Below are 25,202 nucleotides of genomic sequence, written 5' to 3'. Positions count from 1 at the left end.
GGCATGACTTCCGTCCATTGGTTCATCCTGATCGGCCTGCTGATGCTGGCGCGCGGCATGGCCGCTACCACCATTTCGCGCTCGCCGTTCACGTCCGCCATCGTGTACCTGGGCGTGGGCCTGGTGCTCGGCCCCACCGTCCTCAACCTGTTTCACTTCGAACCCGCCGACGAATCGGGTTTTCTGGAGGTGCTGACCGAGGTCGCCATCCTGGTCTCGCTGTTCTCGGCCGGGATCAAGATGCCGGTGCCGTTCAAACGCGCCAACTGGAAGGCGCCCATGCGCCTGGCCTGGATTTCGATGATCTTCACGGTGATGCTGGTGGCCGCCTTCGGCTTCTTCGTGCTGGGACTGCCCGCCGGCGCGGCGATTCTGCTCGGCGGCATCCTGGCGCCCACCGACCCGGTGCTGGCCACCGATGTCCAGATCCGCCACGCCGGCGATACCGACCGCCTGCGTTTCACCCTCACCTGCGAAGCCGGCATGAACGACGGCAGCGCCGCGCCGTTCGTATTCCTGGGCCTCGGCGTGCTGGGGCTGGACGAGACGGCCGGCCAGCCGTGGCGCTGGCTGTTCGTCGATGTGTTCTGGGCGGCGCTGGCGGCCGTGGTGATCGGCGTGGCCTTCGGCGCCCTCACCGCGCGGCTGACCTGGCGCCTGCGCATGATCAAGCCGCGCCACGACATCATGGACGACCTGGTGGGACTTGGCCTGATCGCAATAGCTTATGGGGTGGCCACGCTGGTGCATGCGTGGGGCTTCCTGGCCGTGTTCTTCGCGGCCGTGGCGCTGCGCCAGACCGAGCTGATGATGGCCGGCGCGCCGAAGGACCAGGAAGGACTGCTCGAACCCGATACCGGAAAATCGCAGGTGGCGCTCGATAGCGCACCGGGCGAGGCGCCGATCACGGTCAGCACCGAATCGCTGGTGTTCAAGGAACACCTCGAACGGCTGTCCGAACTCACGCTGGTAGTGCTGCTGGGCGGGATGATCTCGCTGCAGGAGTTCACCTGGCAGGCCGTGTTCATGGCCGCCTTCCTGTTCTTCATTGCACGGCCGGCAGCCGTGTTTCTCGGGTTGGCCGGCAGCGGCACGCCGGTACGCTTGCAGGCGATGACCGCGTGGTTCGGCATCCGCGGCATCGGTTCGATCTACTACCTGGTGTTTGCCATCGAGGCCGGCCTGCCGCCCGACCTGGCGGCACAGCTGACCAACATCGTGCTGTTTACCATCATGCTGTCGATCGTGGTACACGGCTTGAGCGTCAAGCCGTTGATGAACTTCTGGAGTCGTTAACTCATATGCCTTCCAGGCTGAGCGCGCGCACTGCGCTGCGCAGCGACACGTAAAGCTGCGTGCGTTCTGCGGGCGTCATGTCGGGGAACATGCGCAGCTCCACCTCGCGCACCTTGCCGTCGCACTGGCCCAGGATCGCGTGCCCTGCCTGCGTCAACTGGATCTGGATGATGCGACCGTGCGACGGATCGGGCGAGCGCTCGATCCAGCCTTTTCCCTCCATCTGCTTGACCATTTCATTGGCCGACTGCGGCGACACCATCGTGCGCGTGGCCAGCTGCGCGTTCGACAGCGCGCCCTGGGCCCGGAACACGGATAGCGCCGTGTACTGCGGCACCGTCACGCCGGCGGGCGCGCAGCAGTCGCGCAGCCGCTTGCCCAGCACGTGATCGAGGCGGCCCACCAGGTAGGCCAGGCCCAGCGGCTTGGTGTCGTCGGACGGGTTCGGAGCGTGTTCAACCATGGCGATAAAATTTTCTTGTAATTCGGAAGACGTGAGTATAGTATAAGTTCCATATCAGGCAGCCTGATACTGCAACACTAAACTTACATCGGAGATAAACATGTCGAAATACGCAGCGCGCTGGGAAACCGTCAAAGTGGACGTGGAGGCCGGCATCGGCTGGATCACCCTCAATCGCCCGGACAAGCGCAACGCCATGAGCCCCACGCTCAACCGCGAAATGATCGACGTCCTCGAGACGCTGGAACTCGACGAAGAAGCGCAGGTGATCGTGCTGACCGGCGCCGGCGACGCCTGGACCGCCGGCATGGACCTCAAGGAGTACTTCCGCGAAAACGACGGCAAGCCCGAGATTTTCCAGGAGCGCCTGCGCCGCGACTGCTCGCAGTGGCAATGGAAGCTGCTGCGCATGTACGCCAAGCCCACCATCGCCATGGTCAACGGCTGGTGCTTCGGCGGCGCGTTCTCGCCGCTGGTGGCCTGCGACCTGGCGATTGCCGCCGACGAAGCGGTGTTCGGCCTGTCCGAGATCAACTGGGGCATCCCGCCCGGTAACCTGGTCAGCAAGGCCGTCGCCGACACCATGGGCCACCGCCAGGCGCTCCACTACATCATGACCGGCGACACCTTCACCGGCCAGGAAGCCGCAGCCATGGGCCTGATCAACAAGAGCGTGCCGCGCGCCCAGCTGCGCGACGAGGTGACCGCGCTGGCCAACAAGCTACTGGAAAAAGCCCCGGTCGTGCTGCGCATCGCCAAGAACGGCTTCAAGCGCTGCCGCGAACTCAATTGGGACCAGAACGAGGACTACCTGTACGCCAAGGTCGATCAGTCGAACTACCGCGATCCCGAAAAAGGCCGCGCCCAGGGCCTCAAGCAGTTCCTGGACGATAAGACCATCAAGCCCGGTCTGCAAACGTTCAAACGTGGTTAAACTCTACAAAAATAAAAAAGGAGACACCCACCATGTTTGACACCGATCTGCTCATCGGCGGCAGCACGTACGCCGCCCAGGACAACACCACCTTCGAGCGCCGCAGCCCCGCCAGCGGCGACGTCGTCACCCGTGCCGCCGCCGCCCAGTTGGCTGACGTGGACAAGGCCGTCAAGGCGGCCAGCGAAGCTTTCCCCGCCTGGTCCGCGCTCAACCCGGGTGCGCGCCGCACGCTGCTGCTCAAGGCCGCCGATGCCATGGAAGGCCTGCGCGCCGATTTCGTGGCGCGCGGCGTGGCGGAAGCCGGCGGCAGCCCGATGTGGTACCAGTTCAATGTGACGCTGGCGGCCAACATGCTGCGCGAAGCGGCTTCGATGACCACCCAGATCGCCGGCGAAGTCATTCCGTCCGACGTGCCGGGATCGCTGGCGATGGGCATGCGCCAGGCTGCCGGCGTGGTAGTGGGCATCGCGCCGTGGAATGCACCGGCCATCCTTGGCACCCGCGCGATTGCCATGCCGCTCGCCTGCGGCAATACCGTCATCCTCAAGGCGTCCGAACTGTGCCCGGGCCTGCACCGCCTGATCGGCACCGTGTTCGAGCAAGCGGGCTTCCCTGCCGGCGTGGTCAACGTCATCACCAATGCGCCGGCCGACGCACCGGCCGTGGTGGAACGCCTGATCGCCGCACCGGCCGTGCGCCGCGTGAACTTCACCGGGTCCACCAACGTGGGCCGCATCATCGCCCAGCACTGCGCCAAACATCTGAAACCGGTGCTGCTGGAACTGGGCGGCAAGAACCCGCTGCTGGTACTGGACGACGCCGACCTCGATGAAGCGGTGGAAGCGGCGGCCTTCAGCGCCTTCTTCAACCAGGGCCAGATCTGCATGTCCGCCGACCGCATCCTGGTGGACAACAAGGTGGCCAGCGCCTTCCTCGACAAACTGGCGACCAAGACCGCCACGTTGAAAGCCGCCCATGCCGATGCACCGCTGACCGGCATGATCGACGCTGCCGCCGCCACCCGCGTGGCCGCCATGCTGGACGATGCGCGCCAGCGCGGCGCTACCGTCACCCAGTCGTCCAGCACGGTAGAGGGCAACCTGCTGCAGCCGGCGATTGTCGATGGCGTCACGCCGGAGATGCGCGTGTACCAGGAAGAGTCGTTCGGACCGATCGTCTCGATCCTGCGCTTCGACTCCGACGAGGAAGCGATCCGCCTGGCCAACGACAGCGAATACGGCCTGTCCTCGGCCGTGTTCAGCCGCGACATCGGCCGCGCCATGGCCGTGGCCCGCCAGATCGAATCGGGCATCTGCCACATCAACGGCCCCACCGTGCACGACGAGGCGCAGATGCCGTTCGGCGGGGTGAAAGGCAGCGGCTACGGGCGCTTTGGCGGCAAGGCGGCCGTCGCCGAGTTCACGGAGCTGCGCTGGATCACCATCCAGACCACGCCCCGCCACTACCCGATCTGACAGGAGCTCCGCATGAATCAGTCTTTGAATGCGGAGCGGACCAGCGGTACAGTAAAACGGCGCCCGGTCAAACTGGGCAATCCCGAGATCGCAACCTGGCAGGACGACGGGTTGTGGCACGTGGACGCCGTCACGCCGCTGGACGCCTATCCGCCGCGCTTTACCGACCGCCTGGAATCGGGCGCCGCGCTGCACCCGGACCGCACCGTGGTGGCCCGGCGCGGCCCGGACGGCGAATGGATCCGCATCAGCTACGCGCAGATGCTGGATCGCGCGCGCCGCATCGGCCAGGCACTGCTCGACCTGGGGCTGTCGGCCGACCGGCCGCTGGTAATCCTGTCCGGGAACGATCTCGAACACTACCAGCTGGCGCTGGGCGCGATGTATGCCGGCGTGCCGTTCGCACCGGTGTCGCCGTCGTATTCGCTGGTGGCCACCGATTTCACCAAGCTGGCCGACATGCTCGAGCGCCTGACGCCGGGCGCGATCTATGCCAGCGACGGCGCCGCGTTCAGCCGCGCGATCAATGCAGTGCTGCCGTCGCTGTCTTCCGACGTGCAACTGGTGCTGGCGCACGGCGAGGTGGCGGGACAGGAAGCTCTGCGCTTTGCCGCGCTGCTTGATGCTGTGCCAGCGGCGGTGGAGGCGGCGCATGCGGGCGTGAACGAGCACACCATCGCCAAGTTCCTGTTCACCTCCGGTTCGACCAAGAAGCCCAAGGCCGTCATCACCACCCACGGCATGCTGTGCAGCAACCAGCAAATGCTGCTGCAAAGTTTTCCGTTCATGGGCGACGAGCCGCCGGTGCTGGTGGACTGGCTGCCGTGGAACCACACCTTTGGCGGCAGCCACAACGTGGGCATGGCGCTGTATAACGGCGGCACGCTGTACCTGGACGACGGCAAACCGACGCCGCGCGATTTCGGCGCCACGCTGCGCAATCTGGCCGAAATCGCGCCCACCATGTACTTCAACATCCCGAAGGGTTTCGAGATGCTGACCGACGCCATGGAGACCGATGCCACGCTGTCGGCCAACTTCTTCTCGCGCGTCAAGCTGTTCCTGTGCGCGGGCGCGGGACTGTCGCAGGCGGCGTGGGACCGGCTCGACCAGGCGGGCATCCGCCAGACCGGCGAATCGATCCGCATTATCACGGGCCTGGGCATGACCGAGACGTCGCCGTCGTGCACCTTCGGTACCGGCAGCATCATCAAGGCCGGCTACGTCGGTGTGCCGGTCCCGGGCTGCAAGGTCAAGCTGGTGCCGGCGGGCGGCAAGCTCGAAGCGCGCTTCAAGGGACCGCACGTGATGCCCGGCTACTGGCGCGCCCCCGACCTGACTGCCGACGCCTTCGACGAGGAAGGTTACTATCGCACCGGCGACGCGCTGCGTTTCGCCGAGCCGGAGCAACCGGAACTGGGCTTCATGTTCGATGGCCGCATTGCCGAAGACTTCAAGCTCGATACCGGCACGTTCGTGAGCGTGGGGCCGCTGCGGGCGCGCGTGATCAGCGCGGCCACACCGTATGTGCTCGACGCCGTGGTCACCGGCATCGACCGCAGCGCCATTGGCCTACTGGTATTCCCGCGCCTGGAACACTGCCAGAACCTGGCCTGCCTTGGCGAAGGCGCCACTGCCGCCGAGGTGCTGGCCAGCGCGCCGGTACGGGAATGGTTCCGGCAATTGCTGCAACGCCTGAACCAGGATGCCAGCGGCTCGTCGATGCGCATCGACCGCCTGCTGTTGCAGGCGGAGCCTCCATCCATCGATCACCGCGAGCTCACCGACAAGGGCTCGATCAACCAGGCAGCGGTGCTCACGCGCCGCGCGGCCACGGTCAACGCTTTATACGAAGGGTCGGATCCGCAGGTTATCACCGCTGCTTAGCAACTGATAAAAACCACCAACTATAACGGAGACACTATGAAAATCATCAAACTGGCCGCCATGAGCCTGAGCGTAGGCGCGGCAATGCTCACCATGAATGCGGCATATGCCCAGGACACCATCAAGGTCGGCGTGATCGCCGCGCTGACCGGACCATTTGCCAATATCGGCAAGCCGTTCGAGGACGGCATCAAGACCTATATGCAGCAGTACGGCAGCACCGTGGCCGGCAAGAAGATCGAGATCATCTACCGCGACGACGGCGGCAGCAATGCCGACCTGTCCAAGCGCGCGGCGCAGGAGCTGATCTCGCGCGACAAGGTGCAGTTCCTGGTCGGCTTCTCGCTCACGCCAAGCGCGCTGGCCGTGGCGCCGATTGCCACCAAGGCCAAGATTCCGATGATCGTCATGAACGCGGTCACCACCGGCATCACGTCGAAGTCGCCATACATGCTGCGCACCAGCATGACCATGCACCAGATGACGGAGCCGTTCGGCACCTGGTCGGGCCAGAACAAGGTGGGCAAGGTATACACGCTGGTGAGCGACTACAGCACCGGCCACGACGCCGAGGCCAAGTTCGTCAAGGGCTTCACGGCTGCCGGCGGCAAGGTGGTGGGATCGGCCCGTTCGCCGCTGGCCAATCCCGACTACTCGCCATTCATCCAGCGCATCAAGGATGAAAAACCCGATGCACTGTTCTTCTTCGCGCCGGGGTCGGAGGACGGCACCGCGCTGCTCAAGGCTTTCAGCGACAAGGGGCTGGACAAGGCAGGCATCAAGTTCCTGGGCGTGGGCGACATGACCAGCGATTCGCCGACGCTGGAAGCGCTGGGTGACCGCGCGCTGGGCGCCATCACGGTACTGAACTACTCGACCGCGCTGGACAACCCGGCCAACAAGGCCTTCCTGGCCGCCTACGCCGCCGCCCTGCCCAACCGTCCGCCGCCGACCTTTGTGACCGTGGCCGCCTACGACACCATGGCCATGATCTACGAGACCGCCCGTAAGCTCAAGGGCGACATCAGCGGCGACGAAGCTGTCAAAGTGTTGAGCGGCATGAAGCTGGACAGCCCGCGCGGCCCGATCAGCATCGATCCCGCCACCCGCGACATCGTGCAGAACATGTACATCCGTGAGGTGCGCAAGGTGAACGGCAAGCTGCTGAACCAGCCGATCGGCACCCTGAAAGACGTACCGCCGCAGTAACTTTCCGCCCGTAGTCCACCCGAGGTCCGACGCAGCCACAGACGCTGCGCGGGCCGGCTCGTCCCATGCTTTTTGCAATGACCCGAGGAGACACCATGCAACCCACGCTCAAACTATCGATCATCGCCGCCAACCTGCTGCTGCTGACCGCCTGCTCCGGCGGCAGCTCCAACCTGGGCTCGAATACGCCCGCCACCCCGGCCCTGCCGCAACTGGCCGCCGCCACCGGCGCCACGCTGGCATCGTGCACCGACCTGGCGACAAAGATCCAGCTTGCCAACACCACCATCACCGCCGCCAATGCCATTGCGGCCGGTGCGCTCACCATCGCCGGCAAGCCGGTGCCGGCACACTGCCTGGTCACCGGCCGCATGTTCGACCGCGTGAGCACGGTCGATGGCCAGCGCTACGCGATCGGCTTCGAGATGCGCCTGCCCACCAACTGGAACGGGCGCTTCTTCTATCAGGCCAACGGCGGTCTCGATGGCTCGGTGGTGCCGGCCACCGGCCCGGTGGGCGGTGGCGGCCCGCTGGACAACGCCTTGAACCAGGGCTTCGCCGTGATCAGTTCCGACGCCGGCCATGGCGCGCCCACGCCCTTCTTTGGCGCCGATCCGCAGGCGCGGCTCGACTACGGCTACCAGGCCGTGGGCAAGCTCACGCCGATGGCCAAGAGCCTGATCGAAACCGCGTACGGCAAAAAGCCGGACCGCTCGTACATCGGCGGGTGCTCCAACGGCGGGCGCCACGCGATGGTGGCGGCAGCGCGCTACGCCGACCAGTACGACGGCGTGTTGGTCGGCAACCCCGGCTACCGGCTGCCGTTGGCGGCAGTGGCCAACATCGCCGGCGGCAAGGCCTACGCCTCGCTGGCCACCACCGCCGGCGATCCGTCCACCGGTTTTACGGCGGCCGAGCGCACGCTGGTGTCCAACGCGGTGCTGGCCAAGTGCGACGCGCTCGATGGCGCCACCGACGGCATGGTGCAGAACACGCAAGCGTGCCAGGCGGCGTTCGACCTCAATCGCGATGTGGCTACCTGTACCGGCGCGCGCGACGGCAGCTGTTTGAGCGTGGCGCAAAAAACCACCATCGGCGGCCTGTTTGCCGGCGCCACCACGGCAGCCGGCACCAGAATTTATACCAGCTTCCCTTACGATGCGGGCCTGGCGACTTCCGACTGGGCCAGCTGGAAGTTCAGCAGCCCGACCACGCGCGACTCGGGCGCGGTAGGCCTGGTATTCCAGGCGCCGCCGGAAAACGGCGCCACGTTCGACGGTGCGGCGTTCGTGCGCGACGGCGACCTTGCCGCCATGCTGACCAAGGTGGGCGCCACCAGCGGCCTGTTTACGGAGAGCGCGCTGTCGTTCATGGTGCCGCCCAATGCCACCGATTTGTCGCAGCTGAAAAATCGCGGCGCAAAGATGATGGTCTATCACGGCACCAGCGATCCCATTTTCTCGAGCAACGACAGCGCCGCCTGGTACGACGGCCTGCGCACCGCCAACGGCGGCGACGCCTCCAACTTCGCGCGTTACTACCAGGTGCCGGGCATGAACCACTGCTCGGGCGGGCCAAGCGCCGAGCAGTTCGACATGCTGACGCCTCTGGTGAACTGGGTGGAAAAAGGCGTGGCGCCCGACAGCGTGACGGCCAGCGCACGCGGCGCGGGCAATGCCGGTGGTGTGAACGCCAGCGTACCGGCCGCATGGTCGCCCGCGCGTACACGGCCACTGTGCCCGTATCCGAAAGCCGCAAAGTACAAGGGCAGCGGCAGTATCGAGGATGCGGCGAACTTCAGCTGTTCGTAGACTTTCGGTTAGCTGGCTAACAGAGCGTCCCGGTTGCCGGGTCTATGCTGGGTGCTCCACCTTTCATCACACGGAGACATCATGACCAAGCGCATCGGCAACAAGCATATCGCCCAGCACCGGGGCAAGGACGAGCGGCGCCTGATCAAGGCCAGCAATATCGCGGCGGAAGCGGTCAAACGCGACGCAGCACGGCTCAAGTACCGCAACTCCGTGAAAAACCAGCCGCCGGTGTGATTCTGCAGCCGGAATTTCTTCGGTCCCGCGCAGGCGGGACCGAAGGAACCAAAACCAGCTAACCAAGCATTTTTCGCAAATAAGGAGCTGTCCGGCTTCCCTTGCACTTCGCCAGCGTTGCTGGCATGCCCGCAAATACGATCGCGCCCCCCTCCTCGCCAGCTCCCGGCCCCACGTCGATCACCCAGTCCCCCGCCGCCAGCACCTGCATATTGTGCTCGACCAGCACCACCGTATTGCCCGCATCGACGAGCCCATGCAATTGCGTGAGCAGCAGATCGATATCGGACGGATGCAGGCCGGTGGTCGGTTCATCGAGCACATATAAAGTGTCGCCCCGGCTGGCGCGCTGCAATTCGGTTGCCAGCTTGATGCGCTGCGCCTCGCCACCCGACAGCTCGGTGGCCGGCTGGCCCAGGCGCAGGTAACCGAGGCCCACCGCGCGCAGCACGTCGAGCGCGTGGCGCAGCGGCGGCTGGTCGGCAAAGAACTCGGCTGCCGCATCGACGGTGAGTTTCAATACCTCGGCGATATTACGGTCGTTGTAGCGCACGGCCAGCGTCTCCGGGTTGTACCGCGCGCCCCCGCACTCGGGGCATGGCGCGTACACGCTCGGTAAAAACAGCAGCTCCACCATGACGAAGCCCTCGCCCGCGCAGTTGGGGCAACGGCCCTTGGCGACGTTGAACGAGAAACGCCCGGCGTCGAATTTGCGGGCGCGCGCCGCGCGGGTGGCGGCAAACAGCTTGCGCACGTGGTCGAACAGGCCGGTGTAGGTGGCCAGGTTGGAGCGCGGCGTGCGGCCGATCGCCTTCTGATCGACCTGTACCAGCCGGCGCACGCCCTGCATGCCGTGGACGATACGGCCCTTGAGCGGTATCGCACCACCCGCGTCGCCGACGTCGAGCATCGGATCGGCGCCTTCCGGCTCGGGATCGACATGATCCTGCCCCAGTTGTGCGCGCACCAGCTGCACCAGCGCCTGGCTCACCAGGCTCGATTTGCCGGAGCCGGACACGCCGCTCACGCAGGTCATCACGCCGAGCGGAATATCGACATCGACTGCGCGCAGGTTGTTGCGCTCGATACCGCGCAGTTGCAGGCTGCCGGTGGCTGCGCGTGGAGGCCGGGCATCGCGTTCGATACGCTCGAACAGGTAGCCGGCCGTACGCGATTCGGCCACGTCGCGCAAACCGTCCGGCGTGCCGCTGTAAAGCACTTTGCCGCCGTGTTCTCCGGCCTGCGGTCCCACATCGACGATCCAGTCGGCGTGGCGGATTACGTCGAGCGCATGTTCGACCACGAACAGCGAATTGCCTGCGCCCTTAAGCCGGTCGAGCGCGCGCAGCAGCGCTTCGGTGTCGGCCGGATGCAGACCCGCAGACGGTTCGTCGAGCACATACACCACGCCGAACAGCGATGAACGCACGGCCGTCGCCAGCCGCAGGCGCTGCAATTCTCCCGGCGACAAGGTGGGCGTGGCGCGCTCCATGCTCAGGTAACCGAGGCCCAGGTCGAGCAGCACGCCCAGGCGCGCCACCAGGTCCTCGGCGATGCGCTGGGTGACGATGGCTTTTTCCGGATGCCTGGCGGCGTCCTTCGGTTTGACGGCGCGCCCTTCGGCGAACGGCAGCAGCAGTTCGGCCAGGCGTTTCAACGGCAGCCGGCCGATCTCGGTGATGTCGTGGCCGCAGAACGTGACCGACAGCGATTCCGTGCGCAGCCGTTTGCCGTGGCAGGTAGGGCAATCCATGCCGACCAGGTACTGCGCCACGCGTTTTTTCATGATCGCGCTTTCGGTGCCGGCAAAGGTTTGCAGCACATATTTACGCGCGCCGGTAAACGTGCCCTGGTAGCTCGGGGTTTCCTTGCGCTTCAATGCCCGCTTGGTTTCCGCCGGCGTCAGGCCCGCGTACACCGGCACCGTGGGCTGCTCGTCGGTAAACAATATCCAGTCGCGCACTTTTTTGGGCAGGTCGCGCCACGGCGTATCGACGTCGTAACCGAGGGTGACCAGGATGTCGCGCAGGTTCTGGCCGTGCCAGGCAGTGGGCCAGGCAGCCACCGCGCGTTCGCGGATAGTGAGGCTGTCGTCGGGCACCATCGACTGCTCGGTGGCTTCATACACGCGGCCCAGACCGTGGCACTGTGGGCACGCGCCCTGCGGCGTGTTGGGCGAGAACGATTCCGCGTACAGCAATTCCTGCCCGGCCGGATAATCGCCGGCACGCGAATACAGCATGCGCATCGAATTCGACAGCGTGGTCACGCTGCCCACCGACGAACGCGTGGTGGGCGCGCCGCGCTGCTGTTGCAGGGTCACCGCCGGCGGCAGGCCGTCGATGCTGTCCACCTCGGGCACGGCCATCTGGTGGAACAGCCGGCGCGCATACGGCGACACCGACTCCAGGTAGCGGCGCTGGGCCTCGGCGTACAGCGTGCCGAAGGCCAGCGATGATTTGCCGGAACCGGAAACGCCGGTAAACACTACCAGTGCATTGCGCGGGATATCGACATCGACGTTTTTCAGATTGTGCTCGCGGGCGCCGCGCACGCGCACGCTACCGGTATCGACATGGTCGGTGGTGGGCTTGGACTTGGACTTGGACATGGCATCGCTGTAATGAATGGTATGCCTGCATTATCAGCCAGCAGTCACACCACTCCGCAGTGCAACGCCGCCTAGCGTGCGGCAACGAACATACGGCATGCGGTGCGCGCCACATGATCGGCTATCCACCGATACCACTCACCATACCAAGGAACCACCCCATGGCAAAAACAGTCGCGGAAGTCGTCATCGAAACCTTGCAGCAGGCAGGCGCCAGGCACTGCTGGGGCGTGCCCGGCGACTCGCTCAATTACGTTACCGACGCCATCCGCCGCAGCGACATCGAATGGGTGCATGTGCGCCACGAAGAAGTAGCTGGTTTTGCTGCCGGCGCCGAGGCCACCGTGGCCAACCGCCTGGCGCTGTGCGCCGGGTCGTGCGGACCGGGCAGCCTGCACTTTGTCAACGGCCTGTTCGAGGCGCACCGCAACCGTTCGCCGGTCGTGCTGATCGCCAGCCAGATCAAGCGCGATGAACTGGGTTTCGATTTTCCGCAGGAAGTCGATTACAAGCCGATCTTCGACCAGTGCAGCGTGTTTTGCCAGGAGATCCGCACACCCGCGCAGGCACGCCGCGTGACGGCCATGGCAGCGCAGGCGGCGCTGTCGAAAGGCGGCGTGGCAGTGATCATCCTGTCAATCGACGTCTCGCAGGAGCCGGCCGGCGACGAGCCGCACTTTTCCGTGCACCTGGCGCAGCCGCATGTGCGCCCGTCGGAAACGGATCTCAACCGCGTGGCCGAGATCCTCAACGCCGGCAAGAAGATCGCCATTTATGGCGGTTCCGGCTGCGAGCACGCGCATGGGGCGTTGATGGCGCTGGCCGAACGCATGAAGGCGCCGATCGCCCACACTTCGCGCGCCAAGGATTTTATCGAGCCGAACAACCCGTATAACGTCGGCATGACCGGGGTATTCGGCGTGGAGTCGGGCTATCACGCCGTGCTCGAATGCGACACGCTGCTGCTGTTGGGCTGCGACTTTGCGTGGCGCCAGTTCTACCCGAGCCACGCACGCATCATCCAGATCGATCTCGATCCCACGCACCTGGGCCGCCGGCATCCGGTGGAACTGGGCGTGGTGGGCGACATTGCCGACACCCTGCGCGCGCTGATGCCCCGCGTGCAGGCCCGGGGCGACAGCACCTGGCTCGATCACTGCGTGGGGCGCTACCACAAGGCCATGGCCAACCTCAACGAGCGCGCCACGCCCGGCGACGGCGACACCATCCGTCCGCAGTACCTCACCGCGCTGATCGACAAGCATGCCAGCGAAGACGCCATCTTCACGGCGGACTGCGGCTCGCCGATGGTGTGGGCGCTGCGCCATACCCGCGCAGTCGGCACCCGTCGCACCGTGATCAGCCTCACCCACGGCACCATGGCCAATGCCATGCCGCAGGCGCTGGGCGCCAAGAAGGCGTTCCCCAACCGGCAGGTGATTGCATTGTCGGGCGACGGCGGTCTGACCATGCTGCTGGGCGACCTGATTACCGCAGTACAGGAAAATATCGCCATCAAGGTGGCAGTGTTCAACAACGGCTCGCTGGGCTTCGTGGAACTCGAACAAAAGGTCGAAGGGCTGCTCGACGCTTACACGGAATTGAAAAATCCGGACTTTGCCAGGGTGGCCGAGGCCATGGGCATCCACGGCATCCGCGTGGAATCGGCCGCCGCGCTCGAGCGCGCGGTGATCGAATGGCTGGCACATCCCGGACCGGCGCTGCTGGACGTGACCACCGACAAATTCGAACTGGTGATGCCGCCAGCGGTGGAGGCGGCGCAGGTGCTGGGCACCGCGCTGTACTCGGCCAAGGCAGTACTGAGTGGCCGTGGTGGCGACGTGCTGGACCTGATCAAGGATAATTTCATCAAATAGCACGACCGTCCCGAATTCGCTTCACTTTTCGGGATGGCGTGCTAACCTGAGGACTCAAACCATGGGAGGAGATATGCCAGCATCACACGACACCTATGTTCGCCGGCAGGGACAGAAAAAGACTTACGATATCGAATACACGGCGCTGCGCTACAAGATTTCACTGGCCGGTAAAGTCCTCAAGGACTGCAACCTGCCGCTGCAGGTGGGATCGATCAGCGATGCCGACGCCGTGTGGCAGAAGGCTGTCACCGACGTCGAACACCTGCGCGGCATGAGAGAGAGTTAATCCCGAATCACGGAATCAGGCGGCGAGACCGAGCCACACACCCGCAAGCGAAATGGCTGCGCCACCGGCGCGCAGCCAGTTGCCGCGCGATTGCACCGCGCGCGCCAGGCCCAGGCCCGACACGTGCAGTGCGGCGCTGGCGGCCACGAAACCCATACCGTACAACATGCCGCTGCCCATTGCCGGCATTTCCACGCCGTGCGCGTAGCCGTGGCACAGCGCGAACACGCCCACTGCCAGCGCCGCCGGCGCGGCCTTCAGTTTCACCGCGAAGCCGATCAGAAGGCCGAGCAGCAGCACCGACGTGACGATGCCCGCCTCCGCCATCGGCAGCACGAAGCCGCTGGCGCCCAGCACGCCGCCCACGGCCAGGAAGCCGACAAAGCTGGCCGGCAGCAGCCACTGCGCGCGGCCGCCCAGCTGCGCGGCCCACAGGCCCACGGCCACCATCGCCAGAATGTGATCGAGGCCGGTGAGCGGATGCATCAGGCCCGCGACGGCGCCTTCGGCATGGCCCGGGTGCGCCATGGCGCTGCCGCTTGCGGCCAGTGCCATTACCAATAACAGTTTGCTTTTCGAATTCATGGTTTCCCCTTTTTGATAAATTAAATTAGTGCCATTTGGTACCGGTGCGTTCCGACAGCAGCGCGGCGATCTTGCCGCGATTGATGTGGTAACCGATAAAGACCAGTTGCGAGCGCGGCGCCGTGGCGCGGTCACGGTCGCGGTGAACCGATACCCGCGTGCGCACGCCCTGCACCAGCATGGCGCCGTCGCCATCTTCGCTGTGCACATAGCCCTTGCTGCGCAAAATCGGTTCGGCCCTGGCGGCTTCCGACAGCGCCTGCGCCAGCTGGTCCGCGTCCTGCGGCGCATCGCTGCGCAGCACGAACGACAGCCAGCCCGGATCCTGCTCGTGGAAATGCTTGTGGGTGGCCAGGCCGTGGCTGTGCGCGCCCAGGCCTGAATGGGCATGGCCGTTGAGCCGCGTCTGCACCGCCAGCGGCGCCGCATCCTGGCCGGGCATGGTGGCCACCGGCGCGTAGTTCTGAACATTCGCATGGGTGTGTTCAATGCGCGTAGGCTGGTGCAGCCGCAGTCCCAGCGCCAGGCGGATATCGAGCTGCGCGTTGTAGGCCAGTTCGAGGAAGCGCACCTTGGGGGCGCGTTCGCGCACCCGCGTTTCGGCCGCCAGCAGTGCGTCTTCATCGACGCCATCGATCTTGTTGAGCACCACCACGTCGGCATACTCGAGCTGCTGGTCGAACATGGTGGCAGCTGGTGCGTCGCTGCCATCGTGTTCGAAGCGGTCCGACAGCAGCAGCGGCGTATCGACCACGGCCAGCGTGGCGTCAAGGATGAAGTGCTCGGCCAGTTCGGCGCCCTGCAATTGCTCCATCACGGCCGTGGGCAGCGCCAGGCCGGACGTTTCGATCAGCACATGGTCGATCTGGGCGCGACGTGCGGCCAGGGCCAGCATGGCCGGCACGAACTGCTCGTCGTCGCCGTAGGCGATCAGGCCGTGGGCGAAGTCCTGCACGTGTACCTGCGTGTTGGTGCCCACCGCATCGCGCACCACGGCGCCGTCCACCGAGATCTCGCCGAACTCGTTGATCAGCAACGCCAGCCGGCGCGTCTGGCGGCGCTCGACCAGGCTGCGCAGCAGCGTGGTCTTGCCGGCGCCGAGAAAGCCGGTGACGATGGTGACGGGAATCAGCTGCTTCATGCTGCGGCTGGTCCTGGCTTGAGTTCGTGCAGCGCATCGACGACATCGGCCACATTGGCCACCATGGCCGGATAAGCCAGTGGCGGACGCGCCACGACCAGCAGCGGAATGCCGAGCGCCTTGGCCGCCTGCACCTTGGCCTGGTAGCCGCCGGCGCCGCCGGAGTCCTTGGTCACCACGCAGTCGATGCCCCAGTCGCGCCACAGCGCGGTGTTGAACTCGGCCGAGAACGGCCCCTGCATGGCGCAAATGCGCTCGCGCGGGATGCCCAGCGCCAGGGCGCGTTCGATCAGTTCCGGTTCGGCGGTCTGACGCACGAACCATTGTTTATCGGCTGCGCCCGCAGTCTGCATGAAGGTGGCCAGGTCTTTAGATCCCGTCGCCAGGAAGATGCGCTGACCCGATGCGACCGCGCGCCCAGCGGCTTCCTCGATCGAGGCGCAGGCTTCGCCATCGTGCGGCGCGTACTCGCTGGGCCGCTCGAAACGCAGGTAGGGAATCCCCAGCTCCGTTGACAGCGCCATCAGTTGTTCCGACATATTGCGCGCATACGGGTGCGTGGCGTCGAGCAGTACGCGCGCGCCCTTGGCGTTCAACACGCGGCGGCGCGCTTCCACGCCCTGCCGGCCCGACCAGATGGCCACGCCCGGGCAATCCTGGCGCGCGATCTCTCCGCCATGGTCGCTGGCGGCCGACACCACCACCGGGCCGATATTGGCTGCGGCCAGGTCGGCGGCCAGCGCATTGCCGTCGCTGGTGCCGGAGAAGACCCACACGGCATTCTCGGGCAGTTGATCTTCCTGTTGTGTCTTTGGACCTTCAGGCTGCGCCCAGTCGTTATAGCCGCGCGGGGTAAAAATCTGGCCGCGCTTTTTTGCCGTAAACCGGTTGCCGACCACGATGGTGGTCAGCATGTCGAATTTCAGGCCAGGCAGTTCGTCGAGGCGATAAATGTCCACCTGCTGGCCGGGACGATACGCATTGCGCACCACGCCGCACAGGGTGCCCGGCGCTTTCGATTCGAGCATCAGTTGCAGCACGCGGTACACGCCTTCCTGGCGGCTGGCGCTTTGCACGTTGTACATCACGCAAGCCAGGTCGGCCTGGGCAATGTGGCGCGCGCGGTGCTCGATCCACTCCCAGGGGCACAGCAGGTCCGACAGGCTCAAGGTCGCAAAGTCGTGCGACAGCGGAGAGCCGAGCAGAGATGCGCAGGCATTGGCCGACGTCACGCCGGGCACCAGGTTCACCGTGTAGGTGTCGTCTTCGCGCATTTCCTCGTACGCCAGCGCGGCCATCGCGTAGATGCCGATGTCGCCGCTCGAAATCAGGGAGACCCTGGCGCCATTGCGCGCGTGCTCGATCGCCAGTTGCGCGCGTTCGCGCTCCTGCGTCAACGGCGGGCTGAAAATCTGCTTGCCCTCGATATGGGGCGCGATCCAGCGCAAATACAGCTCATAGGCGACGATCACGTCGCTGTCCTTCAAGGCCGCAATCGCACGCGGGACGATCAAGTCCTCGTAACCGGGGCCCACCGAGACCAGATTCAAAACACCACTCATCAAATTTCCATCCATTTATCCAGTACCACTGCAACGGCGACGCCGTCCAGGCTCATTTTCGGCACCAGCAGCGCGCCACGCGGGCTTGCCACCAGGGCGCAGGGTTCGCACACCCCGTTCAATCCCACATTCTGTTGTACCCAGTCCGACGGCTTCGTGACCCAAGGCCGCGCAGCCAGGGTGGCGCGCGTGAACACGCGCAGCGGCAGGTCATGCTGGAGGCAGAACGCCAGCAAGCCCGGCTCTTGCGCCTTCAAGTCCACCGTCGCCACTTCGCGCACGTCGCGCATGCCGTAGTCGCCGGCAGCCAGCAAGGCCTGGACGACCGCCGCCTCGATGCGCGCGGCCGGCACGCCCTTGCGGCAGCCGATACCGACCGTCAGCGGCTTCAATGCTTCGGTGGCGGTAGTGACCACGGGCGCCGCGCCCACCACGTTTGCCACCCGGTACGCCAGGATATTGCCGCCACCCTCGTGACCGGACAACAGCGCCACCGCGTGGCGCCCTGCTTCGTCGATCACCACCACGGCGGGATCCGTATGCTTATCGACCGGCAGTCCCTCGAGAAAGCGCACCGCGATGCCGCTGGCGGCCACCATGATCCATTGCAGATGGCGCCGATAGCTGGCGGCGAACTGGGTCTTTTGCGCCAGGTCCGGCTGCATCCACGGGCGGTAGATGTCGCCGCCAAGGCGTGCCTGCAAGGCGGCAGCCAGCGCTTCCCCTTCGGGGCGCACCAGCCAGATGCCGAGAGGCGCCGGCGAACTCACGCGGCTTCCTCGTTCTTTTTCACCACCCTGAACAAGTGGGTGAAGTCTTTCGAATACAGGCTAGATTCGGCCGCGATGCCCTTGTCGAGCGCCGCGCCCACCAGCATCATCGTGGTGAGATTCCAGGCGCCGCGCTTGGTCTCTTCCAGGATGGTGCCCAGCGTGCCGGTATAGCTGCGCTGCTCCGGCCAGGTGGCGCGGTGCACCAGGCTCACCGGCGTTTCCGGTGGATAGTGCAGCAGCAGGTCGGTGACAATTTTCTTCAGGTGCGGCCCGGAGAGGAAGATGCACATGGTGGCGCGGTGCTCGGCCAGCCGTGCGATCGATTCCAGTTCCGGCACGGCCGACGCGCGGCCCGAGACGCGGGTGAGGATCACGCTTTGCGACACTTCCGGCTTGGTCAACTCGGTGCCGATGGCAGCGGCTGCCGCCGTGAACGACGACACGCCCGGCACGATTTCATACTCGATGCCCAATGCTTCGAGGCGGCGCATCTGCTCGGCGGTGGCGCCGTAAATGGCCGGGTCGCCCGAGTGCAACCGCACCACGTCGATGTCCTGTTCCCTGGCGCGCACATAGCAGGCCTGCTGCTGTTCCAGGTCCATCTGCGCGGTGTCGAGCAGTTCGGTGTCGGGCGCGCAGTGACTGAGCATCTCCACCGGCACCAGCGAACCCGCGTACAGCACCATGCGCACGCTGCCCAGCAGGCGCGCGCCGCGCAGGGTGATCAAATCGGCGGCGCCAGGGCCGGCGCCTACAAAATACACTTTCATTTATCTGTCCTTTCGCGGGTTGCGGCGCACCAGCAAGGTGGCCAGGTAACCCATCGCATCATTGGCCACCAGGTCGGCCACGCCGGACGCCAGCAGTTCACCGGGCAAACCGATCCGGCGCGCGAACGCGCAGTGGTCGGCGATCTTCATCTCGCGCAGCAGGTCGAGCACCCACGGCAGGCGCGTACCCACCTTCATCAGCACCACGATATCGTGGGTCTCGATTTCGTGGCGCAGCTCTTGCGGCGTCTCCGGGCATGGCAGGATCAGCACCCGCTCCTTGCCCTCGCCCAGCGGCCAGGCCAAGGCCGACGCAGCGGCCGCATAGCTGGTAATCCCCGGGAACGTGCGCTGCGGCAGGTCGGGAATCCGTTCGCGCAGACCGGCCAGTACGTAGCCGTAAGTCGAATACGTGAGCGAGTCGCCGATGGTCAGGTAGGCCACGTTGCGGCCTGCCCGCAGTTCCACCGCCAGCGTATCGGCCAACTGGGCGTAATGCTCGCTCAGCACCGAGCGGTCCGGGTCCATGTTGAACTCGATCTCGCGCAGCTTGTCCGGGTCGGGAATGAAACCGGCGCTGGCCAGGCATTGCAACGCCACCGAATCGGCCGCGCCCCGCGCGCGCGGCGCGTAGATCAGGTCCGCGTGACGCAACGCATCGAGCGCCGCCACCGGCACAAAGCCGGCCGGGCCGGGGCCGACGCCGATGCCGTAAAGAGTCCCGAGCTTCATGCGCGCTCTCCGAGCAGATTGCCGGCCAGGTCGAACAGGCGCACCTCGATGCGGCGCGCCGACGGCACGCGTTCGCGCGCCAGCGCCGCGATGCGGTGTTCGATTTCGCGCCAGAAGGCTGGCGCGCCCGGTTCCTGCCTTAATATATCCATTGCTGCTTCCACTGTATTGGCGTTTTCAATTTGCTGCACCATCGCTGGTGTGTATCCCATTTCCGAAGCCACGCGGGCCACGCCACCCATGGCCATCTTGCTCTTGCTCGAATGCGTATCCCACCAGCCGTCGAGCACCTTGGCCAGCTTGCCCGGGTGGCCGGCCAGCCACAACACGTCGAGCGTGCGCTGCTCTTCCACCAGCACCTGCTCTGTAAAATCGAGCGCGTCGCCAAGGAAGTTCGCGATCTGCACCGTGCGCTTCTCCGGCAGCTGCAACACGTCGCGTGCGAACTCGCGGCCGATCTTGCCCGGCAGGTAAGCCACGCACTGCTGGTCTCCCGCCAGCGCCACCCGGATATACACCTCCACCGACGCGATCCACGTGGACAGCGACATCGGTTCCACGATGCCGGACGTGCCGAGGATCGAGATGCCGCCGACGATGCCCAGGCGCGGATTGAAGGTCTTGGTGGCGATGATCTCGCCGCCTTCGCAGCCGATGGTCAGGTCGAAACCTGCGCTTGCACCTTGCATCACATCGGCCACCGCCTCGCGCATCATCTTGCGCGGCACCGGGTTGATGGCCGGCTCGCCCACCGCTACCCGCAAACCGGGCAAGGTGGCCGTGCCCACGCCACGGCCGGCGAAGAACCGCACCTCGCCGGCGTCGTTGCGCCGCACTTCCGCGAAGATGGTGGCGCCGTGCGTGTTATCTGGGTCGTCGCCGCCATCCTTGATCACTTCGGCGCGCACCACCTGCCCCGGCTCGAGCCACTCCACCGCCTGGATCGGCACCGACAAGTAATGGGCGCCATCGGGCAGGCCGATATCCACCTTCGATACGCGCACGCCTTGCAGCAGCAGCCGCAGTGCCGCCTTGACGGCCGCCGTGGCGCAACTGCCCGTGGTACGTCCGCGCCGCAAGCCGTTCAGGGCCAGGACGCCGAGGTCGAACGGCTGGCGTTCAGCCAGCGACATCTTCCCTCGGCACTGCCGCCGGTTCTGCCGCTTGTTCTGCCGCTTGTTGCGCCGCCAGGCCATTCAACGCATCGATCATCAGGCCATTGACCACGCTGGCCGCCCACGGCGAACCGCCGCGCGTGCCGCGGTTGGTAATGCGCGGCACCTGCAGGCAGCGGCGCAAATCTTCCTTGGTCTCGCGCGTGCCGACAAAGCCCACCGGCAGGCCGATCACCAGTTGCGGGCGCCAGCCATGGTCGCGGATCAGGCGCGTGGCTTCGGCGATCGCGGTCGGCGCGTCGCCAATGGAGACCACCACGTCGTTGCCGAATTTTTCCCAGCCACGGCGAATGCCGGCCGCCGAACGGGTGATGCCGTATTGTTCGGACATCAAATGCGTTTCGCGGTCATGCACGCCGCACCAGGTGTCGATGCCCAGCTCTTCGAGCAGCGCGCGCTTGAGGCCAGTCTGCACCATGGTCACATCGGTGAGGATGCGCTTGCAGCGCAGCAGCGCGCGGATGCCGCTGTCCACGGCGCCCGGCGAGAAATACATATCGTTGACGGCGTCGAAGTCGCCGCTGGTATGCACCAGCCGTTGCAGGATGGTCAGCTGGTCCTGCGGGAATGGCGTCCAGTCGCGGCCCTCGGCGATGATGCGGAAGCTCTCCGCTTCGATCGGATGCGGCAGGTAAGGTTTGTACCGGGAAGGCTGTGCCGCAAGCGGCTCGTTCAGCCTGGCCGATAGCGCACGCACCGCCAGGTGATGCGCCTGCTGCGGCTCGCCCACCTGCTGCTCGAAGCCGACGATCTGCACCCGGTACTTGCACAGCGAGCAGTTCATCGCCGCGCGACCGGCCACCGCTTCGCGCGCGCGTTCGATCATCACGTCCGCCATCAACGGATGTACGCCCAGGTAGCCGGCCTTGAGCACTTCCAGGCCCGGCTCGCGCTCGGCCAGATCGTCGGCCGCAGCGTAGATGCGCTTGACCAGCACACCGTCGAACAGGAAGAATGGCAGCACCACCACGCGCGCGTAGCCGAGTTTTGCCGCGCTGCGCAAACCATCGGCCACCAGCGGACTGGCGGTGCCGGAATAGCAGACATACGCCGCGCCGAAGCCCAACCCTTCTTCGAGCATGCGCGCCAGCTTGGCCACTTCGCCGTTGGCGTCGGGGTCGGTGGTGCCACGACCGACGACCACCAGGCAGGTGTCCGAGCGGCGCACGGTATTGGGTGACAGTGCCTCGGCAGCGACGATGCGTTCCTGCGCCAGTTGCAGCAGCTTGGGATCGAGGTTCATCGGCGCGCCGAAATGGAAATCGATCTCGGGATAGTCGCGCGCAGCGGCCTGCATTTCGGCCGGCATGTCGTTCTTGGCGTGACGGGCGGCCAGCAGCACGCCAGGCACGATCGCCACCTGTCTGGCGCCGCCGGCCAGGTTGGCCGCCACCGCTTCCGCAATCGTCGGCGTGGCGAATTCCAGGTAGCCGTGGGTGACCACGTCCTGCGGCGCGCGCAGCTTGATCAGCTTCACCAGCGCTTCGAACTCGCGCACGGCGTCCGGGTCGCGGCTGCCATGGCCCGCGATCACGATGCCGAATTGATCGCCACCGCTCATGCCACCACCGGCGCCGGTTCGATCTGGCTGGCCATCGGCGCCATGGTGCGGATCAGCATGATGCTCATGTCCGACACTTCGCGCTCGGCGCATTCGGCCAGCGTGCCATGCCACTCGGCTTCGCCACGGGTGAGGTTTTCCCACACTTCGGTGGGCTGGTTCGGCGGGATGCCCTGCTCGATCAGGTATTTGGCGATATGCCATGGCATGAACGAGCGCGCCGCATCCCACGGGCACGGGATCACGATGGCATTGCGCTGGTCTTGCAGCACGTGCACCAGGTGGCGCTTGAACGGTTCCAGGTCGCCGCGGCGGTGGAAGGTGATGAACGTTGTCTCGTCGAAGCACACCTTGGCGCGCGACGCCAGGATCTGCGCCGACGAAATGCCGGGCAGCGATTCGACCGGGTGGCCGCAGGCGCGCTCCACGCGTTCGAGGTACTGGAAGCCGCTGAAGTGGATATCGCCCATGAATACGACCACGCATTTTTTACCGGCGTGGTGTTCCACTGCCACCTTGTCGAGCTGCTCGACCTGGTCGCGGTAACCCATGCTGATCACGCGCGCGGTCTCGGGAATCAGGCTGCGCACCACGTCGAGCACAGCCTCGAAGCCGGCCACCACGTCGGCGTCACGGATCAACTCCGCGCCGCGCTGGGTCAGGTAACCGATGTCGCCGGGGCCGGCGCCTATACAAATAATCATTACTACTCCTGATAACTTAACGAGACTGGCGTCAAGCCAGTCGTGCCCGAACCGTCAGCGCCAGGCTGTCGGCCGATAATTCTTCCAGTGTCAAACACTCGGCGCCCAGCGCCTGCGCTAGTTGCGCAGCGCGGCCCAGGCGCAGGTAGCCGTTTTCGGTGTCGATCACCAGCGCCGGCACGCGGCGCTCGGCCAACAGCTCCGCCAATGCCAGCGACTCGCGCCACGGATCGCCGCCTTCGCTCAACGGCACGTTGCCTTTGCCGTCCGTGAGCAGCACCAGCAGCGGCGGATTGCCCTTGGCATTGGCGTCGGCGCGCTGCAAGGTTTCCAGCGCCAGTTGCAGCGCGTGCGGCAGCGGCGTGCGCCCGCCCGTGGGCAGTTCGCGCAGGCCCTGCTCGGCCAGATCGACGCTGCGCGTGGGCGCCAGCAGCAATTCGGCGCGCTGGCCGCGAAACGCCACCACCGCCACTTCGTCGCGCTGCTGATAGGCGTCGGTGAGCAAATTGACCACCGCGCCCTTGAGCGCCTCCATGCGCCGCTGAGCCGCCATCGAACCCGAGGCATCGACCACGAATAGTATCAGGTTGGCACTGGTGCCCACCCGTACCTGCTGGTGCAGATCTGCGCGCGTAACCTGCACGCCGCCGCCCGCGCCCCGCAGCGCGGCGCTGCGCAAGGTGGCGCCGATGGCGATGCTGGTCGGCTGCTCGTTCGGTACTGCGCGCAGCACGTGGCCGCGCGATGCCTGCTGGGCTACGCTGCGGCGGCCGGCTGAGGCGGAATCGCCGGGAGCCGACTGCGCCTCGACTGAAATACGCGCGGTCGGCCCGCCGGCTGCGGCGGCAAATACCTGCTCGGCCTGACCGCGTTGCGGCTGTTCGCCTTCTTGCTGCTCGCCAGTCTGCGGCTGCTCGCTTTCGAACTGCTCGCTGCCATGCGGTTGCTGCGCGCCATCCGGCGGTTCTATCGCCAGCTCTGGCCCGTTGCCGGGTTGACTGCTACCCTGTGCTTGCTGCCCGCCACGGTTCTGCTGGTTGTCTCGCGTGCGCTGGCCGCTGCCCGTGTCATCCGGCGGCAAATCCTGCGGCGGCGACTCGTCCTGCGCCTGCCGCATCAAGTCATCGAGCTTGTCCTGGTCCAGGCCCGGCTGCTCGAACGGCTTGCGGCGGCGGCGGTGCGGCAGCACCAGTTCGGCCGCGCCCCGTATGTCCTGCGGCGTGACGTGCGTGCGGGCGTCCAGCGCGGCAATCGCGCGTGCGGTCTTGTACATCACGATGTCCGCGCGCAGGCTGGCTACTTCCAGTTCGCAGCACAGGTGGCTGATCAGATCGAGCAGCGCGTCGTCGAGCTGCACTTGCGGCAGCAGCTCCTGCGCCGTGGCCAGCCTGGCCTGCAAGGCATCCTGCTGCGCGCGCCACGATTCCACGTAGGCGGCAGGACCGGCCTCGAAGCCGATGCGGCGGCGTACCACCTCGGCGCGCACCGCTTTTTCGCGCGGGGCGGTGACTTCCACCATCAGGCCGAAGCGGTCCAGCAGTTGCGGGCGCAGGTCGCCCTCTTCCAGGTTCATGGTGCCCACCAGCGTAAAGCGCGCCGGGTGGCTGACCGACAGGCCCTCGCGCTGCACGCGGTTCACGCCCATGGCCGCCACGTCCAGCAGCACGTCCACCAGGTGGTCGGCCAGCAGGTTGACTTCATCGATGTACAGCAGGCCGCGATAGGCGGCGGCCAGCAAGCCAGGCTGGAATGCTTTCTGGCCGCCGTTCAGGGCGCGCGACAGATCGAGGCTGCCCAGCACGCGGTCTTCGGTGGCGCCCAGCGGCAGCGTGACGAACGGCACCGGCGACAGTGTGGCCACGCGGTCCGCGTGGCTGCAAGTTTCGCAATGTTCGCACGACGCGTCCACCGTGCAGTTGAAGGCGCAGCCTCGGACCAGTTCAATTGGCGGCAGCACCTCGGCCAGCGCGCGCGCGGCCGTACTCTTGGCCGTGCCCTTGTCGCCGCGTATGAGCACGCCGCCGATGCCGGGATCGACCGCGCACAGCATCAAGGCCTTGCGCAACTGCTCTTGCCCCACGATGGCGCTGAATGGAAAATTCGTCAT

Annotated in this window: 21 protein-coding genes; 9 read left to right on the top strand and 12 right to left on the bottom strand. The window is 65.9% G+C overall.

Features of this window, described 5'->3' with window-relative positions; all coding sequences use genetic code 11:
* Positions 1–3: 3 nt before the first annotated feature.
* On the top strand, positions 4–1,296 hold the full coding sequence (locus F8197_RS04135) for a sodium:proton antiporter (RefSeq protein ID WP_152880173.1): 1,293 nt from the start codon (positions 4–6) through the stop codon (positions 1,294–1,296).
* 1 nt (position 1,297) lies between these two features.
* Here F8197_RS04135 and F8197_RS04130 read toward each other — a convergent pair whose 3' ends face one another.
* A complete protein-coding gene (locus F8197_RS04130; protein ID WP_152880171.1) occupies positions 1,298–1,759 on the bottom strand; it encodes a MarR family winged helix-turn-helix transcriptional regulator in 462 nt (153 codons plus the stop codon).
* A gap of 100 nt (positions 1,760–1,859) precedes the next feature.
* Between F8197_RS04130 and F8197_RS04125 the strand changes: the two genes are divergently transcribed.
* From F8197_RS04125 to F8197_RS28485, 6 genes are all read left to right on the top strand, one after another.
* On the top strand, positions 1,860–2,693 hold the full coding sequence (locus F8197_RS04125) for a p-hydroxycinnamoyl CoA hydratase/lyase (protein WP_019921254.1): 834 nt from the start codon (positions 1,860–1,862) through the stop codon (positions 2,691–2,693).
* A gap of 32 nt (positions 2,694–2,725) precedes the next feature.
* Entirely contained in the window at positions 2,726–4,171 is a 1,446-nt protein-coding gene (locus tag F8197_RS04120) for an aldehyde dehydrogenase (RefSeq protein ID WP_152880169.1), read from the top strand.
* 12 nt (positions 4,172–4,183) lie between these two features.
* A complete protein-coding gene (locus F8197_RS04115; RefSeq protein ID WP_152880168.1) occupies positions 4,184–6,058 on the top strand; it encodes a feruloyl-CoA synthase in 1,875 nt (624 codons plus the stop codon).
* 36 nt (positions 6,059–6,094) lie between these two features.
* Complete coding sequence (locus tag F8197_RS04110; RefSeq protein WP_152880166.1) at positions 6,095–7,267, top strand: ABC transporter substrate-binding protein; 1,173 nt, start codon at positions 6,095–6,097, stop codon at positions 7,265–7,267.
* 95 nt (positions 7,268–7,362) lie between these two features.
* A complete protein-coding gene (locus tag F8197_RS04105) occupies positions 7,363–9,078 on the top strand; it encodes a tannase/feruloyl esterase family alpha/beta hydrolase (RefSeq protein ID WP_152880164.1) in 1,716 nt (571 codons plus the stop codon).
* 81 nt (positions 9,079–9,159) lie between these two features.
* Complete coding sequence (locus tag F8197_RS28485; protein ID WP_019921259.1) at positions 9,160–9,315, top strand: hypothetical protein; 156 nt, start codon at positions 9,160–9,162, stop codon at positions 9,313–9,315.
* A 58-nt stretch (positions 9,316–9,373) separates the two neighbouring features.
* Here F8197_RS28485 and F8197_RS04100 read toward each other — a convergent pair whose 3' ends face one another.
* Positions 9,374–11,926, bottom strand: coding sequence for an excinuclease ABC subunit UvrA (locus F8197_RS04100; protein WP_152880162.1), 2,553 nt, complete (start codon positions 11,924–11,926; stop codon positions 9,374–9,376).
* 161 nt (positions 11,927–12,087) lie between these two features.
* On the opposite strand from F8197_RS04100, the gene F8197_RS04095 reads away from it, so the two are divergent.
* On the top strand, positions 12,088–13,803 hold the full coding sequence (locus tag F8197_RS04095; protein ID WP_152880160.1) for a thiamine pyrophosphate-dependent enzyme: 1,716 nt from the start codon (positions 12,088–12,090) through the stop codon (positions 13,801–13,803).
* A gap of 73 nt (positions 13,804–13,876) precedes the next feature.
* Positions 13,877–14,092: a hypothetical protein gene (locus F8197_RS04090; RefSeq protein ID WP_056145708.1), complete on the top strand. Its 216-nt coding sequence runs from the start codon at positions 13,877–13,879 to the stop codon at positions 14,090–14,092.
* A gap of 15 nt (positions 14,093–14,107) precedes the next feature.
* Here F8197_RS04090 and F8197_RS04085 read toward each other — a convergent pair whose 3' ends face one another.
* Genes F8197_RS04085 through F8197_RS04040 form a run of 10 tightly spaced genes read right to left on the bottom strand, consistent with a single transcriptional unit; the run spans position 14,108 to position 25,202 of the window.
* Positions 14,108–14,677, bottom strand: coding sequence for a HupE/UreJ family protein (locus F8197_RS04085; protein ID WP_227012055.1), 570 nt, complete (start codon positions 14,675–14,677; stop codon positions 14,108–14,110).
* A gap of 25 nt (positions 14,678–14,702) precedes the next feature.
* Entirely contained in the window at positions 14,703–15,818 is a 1,116-nt protein-coding gene (locus F8197_RS04080; protein ID WP_152880158.1) for a GTP-binding protein, read from the bottom strand.
* Positions 15,815–17,380 carry a precorrin-3B C(17)-methyltransferase gene (gene cobJ / locus F8197_RS04075; RefSeq protein WP_152880156.1) on the bottom strand — a complete coding sequence of 522 codons (1,566 nt, stop codon included), beginning with the start codon at positions 17,378–17,380 and terminating at the stop codon, positions 15,815–15,817. Before cobJ ends, F8197_RS04080 begins: the two co-directional genes overlap by 4 nt.
* On the bottom strand, positions 17,380–18,150 hold the full coding sequence (locus tag F8197_RS04070; RefSeq protein ID WP_373996783.1) for a cobalamin biosynthesis protein: 771 nt from the start codon (positions 18,148–18,150) through the stop codon (positions 17,380–17,382). Before F8197_RS04070 ends, cobJ begins: the two co-directional genes overlap by 1 nt.
* Complete coding sequence (gene cobM / locus F8197_RS04065) at positions 18,147–18,923, bottom strand: precorrin-4 C(11)-methyltransferase (RefSeq protein ID WP_152880154.1); 777 nt, start codon at positions 18,921–18,923, stop codon at positions 18,147–18,149. The genes F8197_RS04070 and cobM overlap by 4 nt, the downstream gene beginning before the upstream one ends.
* On the bottom strand, positions 18,924–19,655 hold the full coding sequence (gene cobI / locus F8197_RS04060; protein ID WP_152880152.1) for a precorrin-2 C(20)-methyltransferase: 732 nt from the start codon (positions 19,653–19,655) through the stop codon (positions 18,924–18,926).
* Complete coding sequence (gene cbiD / locus F8197_RS04055) at positions 19,652–20,788, bottom strand: cobalt-precorrin-5B (C(1))-methyltransferase CbiD (protein ID WP_152880150.1); 1,137 nt, start codon at positions 20,786–20,788, stop codon at positions 19,652–19,654. Before cbiD ends, cobI begins: the two co-directional genes overlap by 4 nt.
* Entirely contained in the window at positions 20,775–22,391 is a 1,617-nt protein-coding gene (locus F8197_RS04050) for a precorrin-8X methylmutase (protein ID WP_152880148.1), read from the bottom strand. The genes cbiD and F8197_RS04050 overlap by 14 nt, the downstream gene beginning before the upstream one ends.
* On the bottom strand, positions 22,388–23,095 hold the full coding sequence (locus F8197_RS04045; RefSeq protein ID WP_152880146.1) for a cobalt-precorrin-7 (C(5))-methyltransferase: 708 nt from the start codon (positions 23,093–23,095) through the stop codon (positions 22,388–22,390). Before F8197_RS04045 ends, F8197_RS04050 begins: the two co-directional genes overlap by 4 nt.
* Positions 23,096–23,126: 31 nt before the next feature.
* The gene (locus F8197_RS04040) at positions 23,127–25,202 is read right to left on the bottom strand and encodes a putative cobaltochelatase (protein ID WP_152880144.1); all 2,076 of its coding nucleotides are present in this window, start codon (positions 25,200–25,202) and stop codon (positions 23,127–23,129) included.

The sequence above is a fragment of the Duganella sp. FT27W genome (assembly GCF_009295655.1).
In the GTDB taxonomy this organism is placed as follows: Bacteria; Pseudomonadota; Gammaproteobacteria; order Burkholderiales; family Burkholderiaceae_D; genus Rugamonas; species Rugamonas zoogloeoides.
Note: the sequence above shows the minus strand (reverse complement) of the source record. Positions and strands in the feature narration are given on the sequence as shown.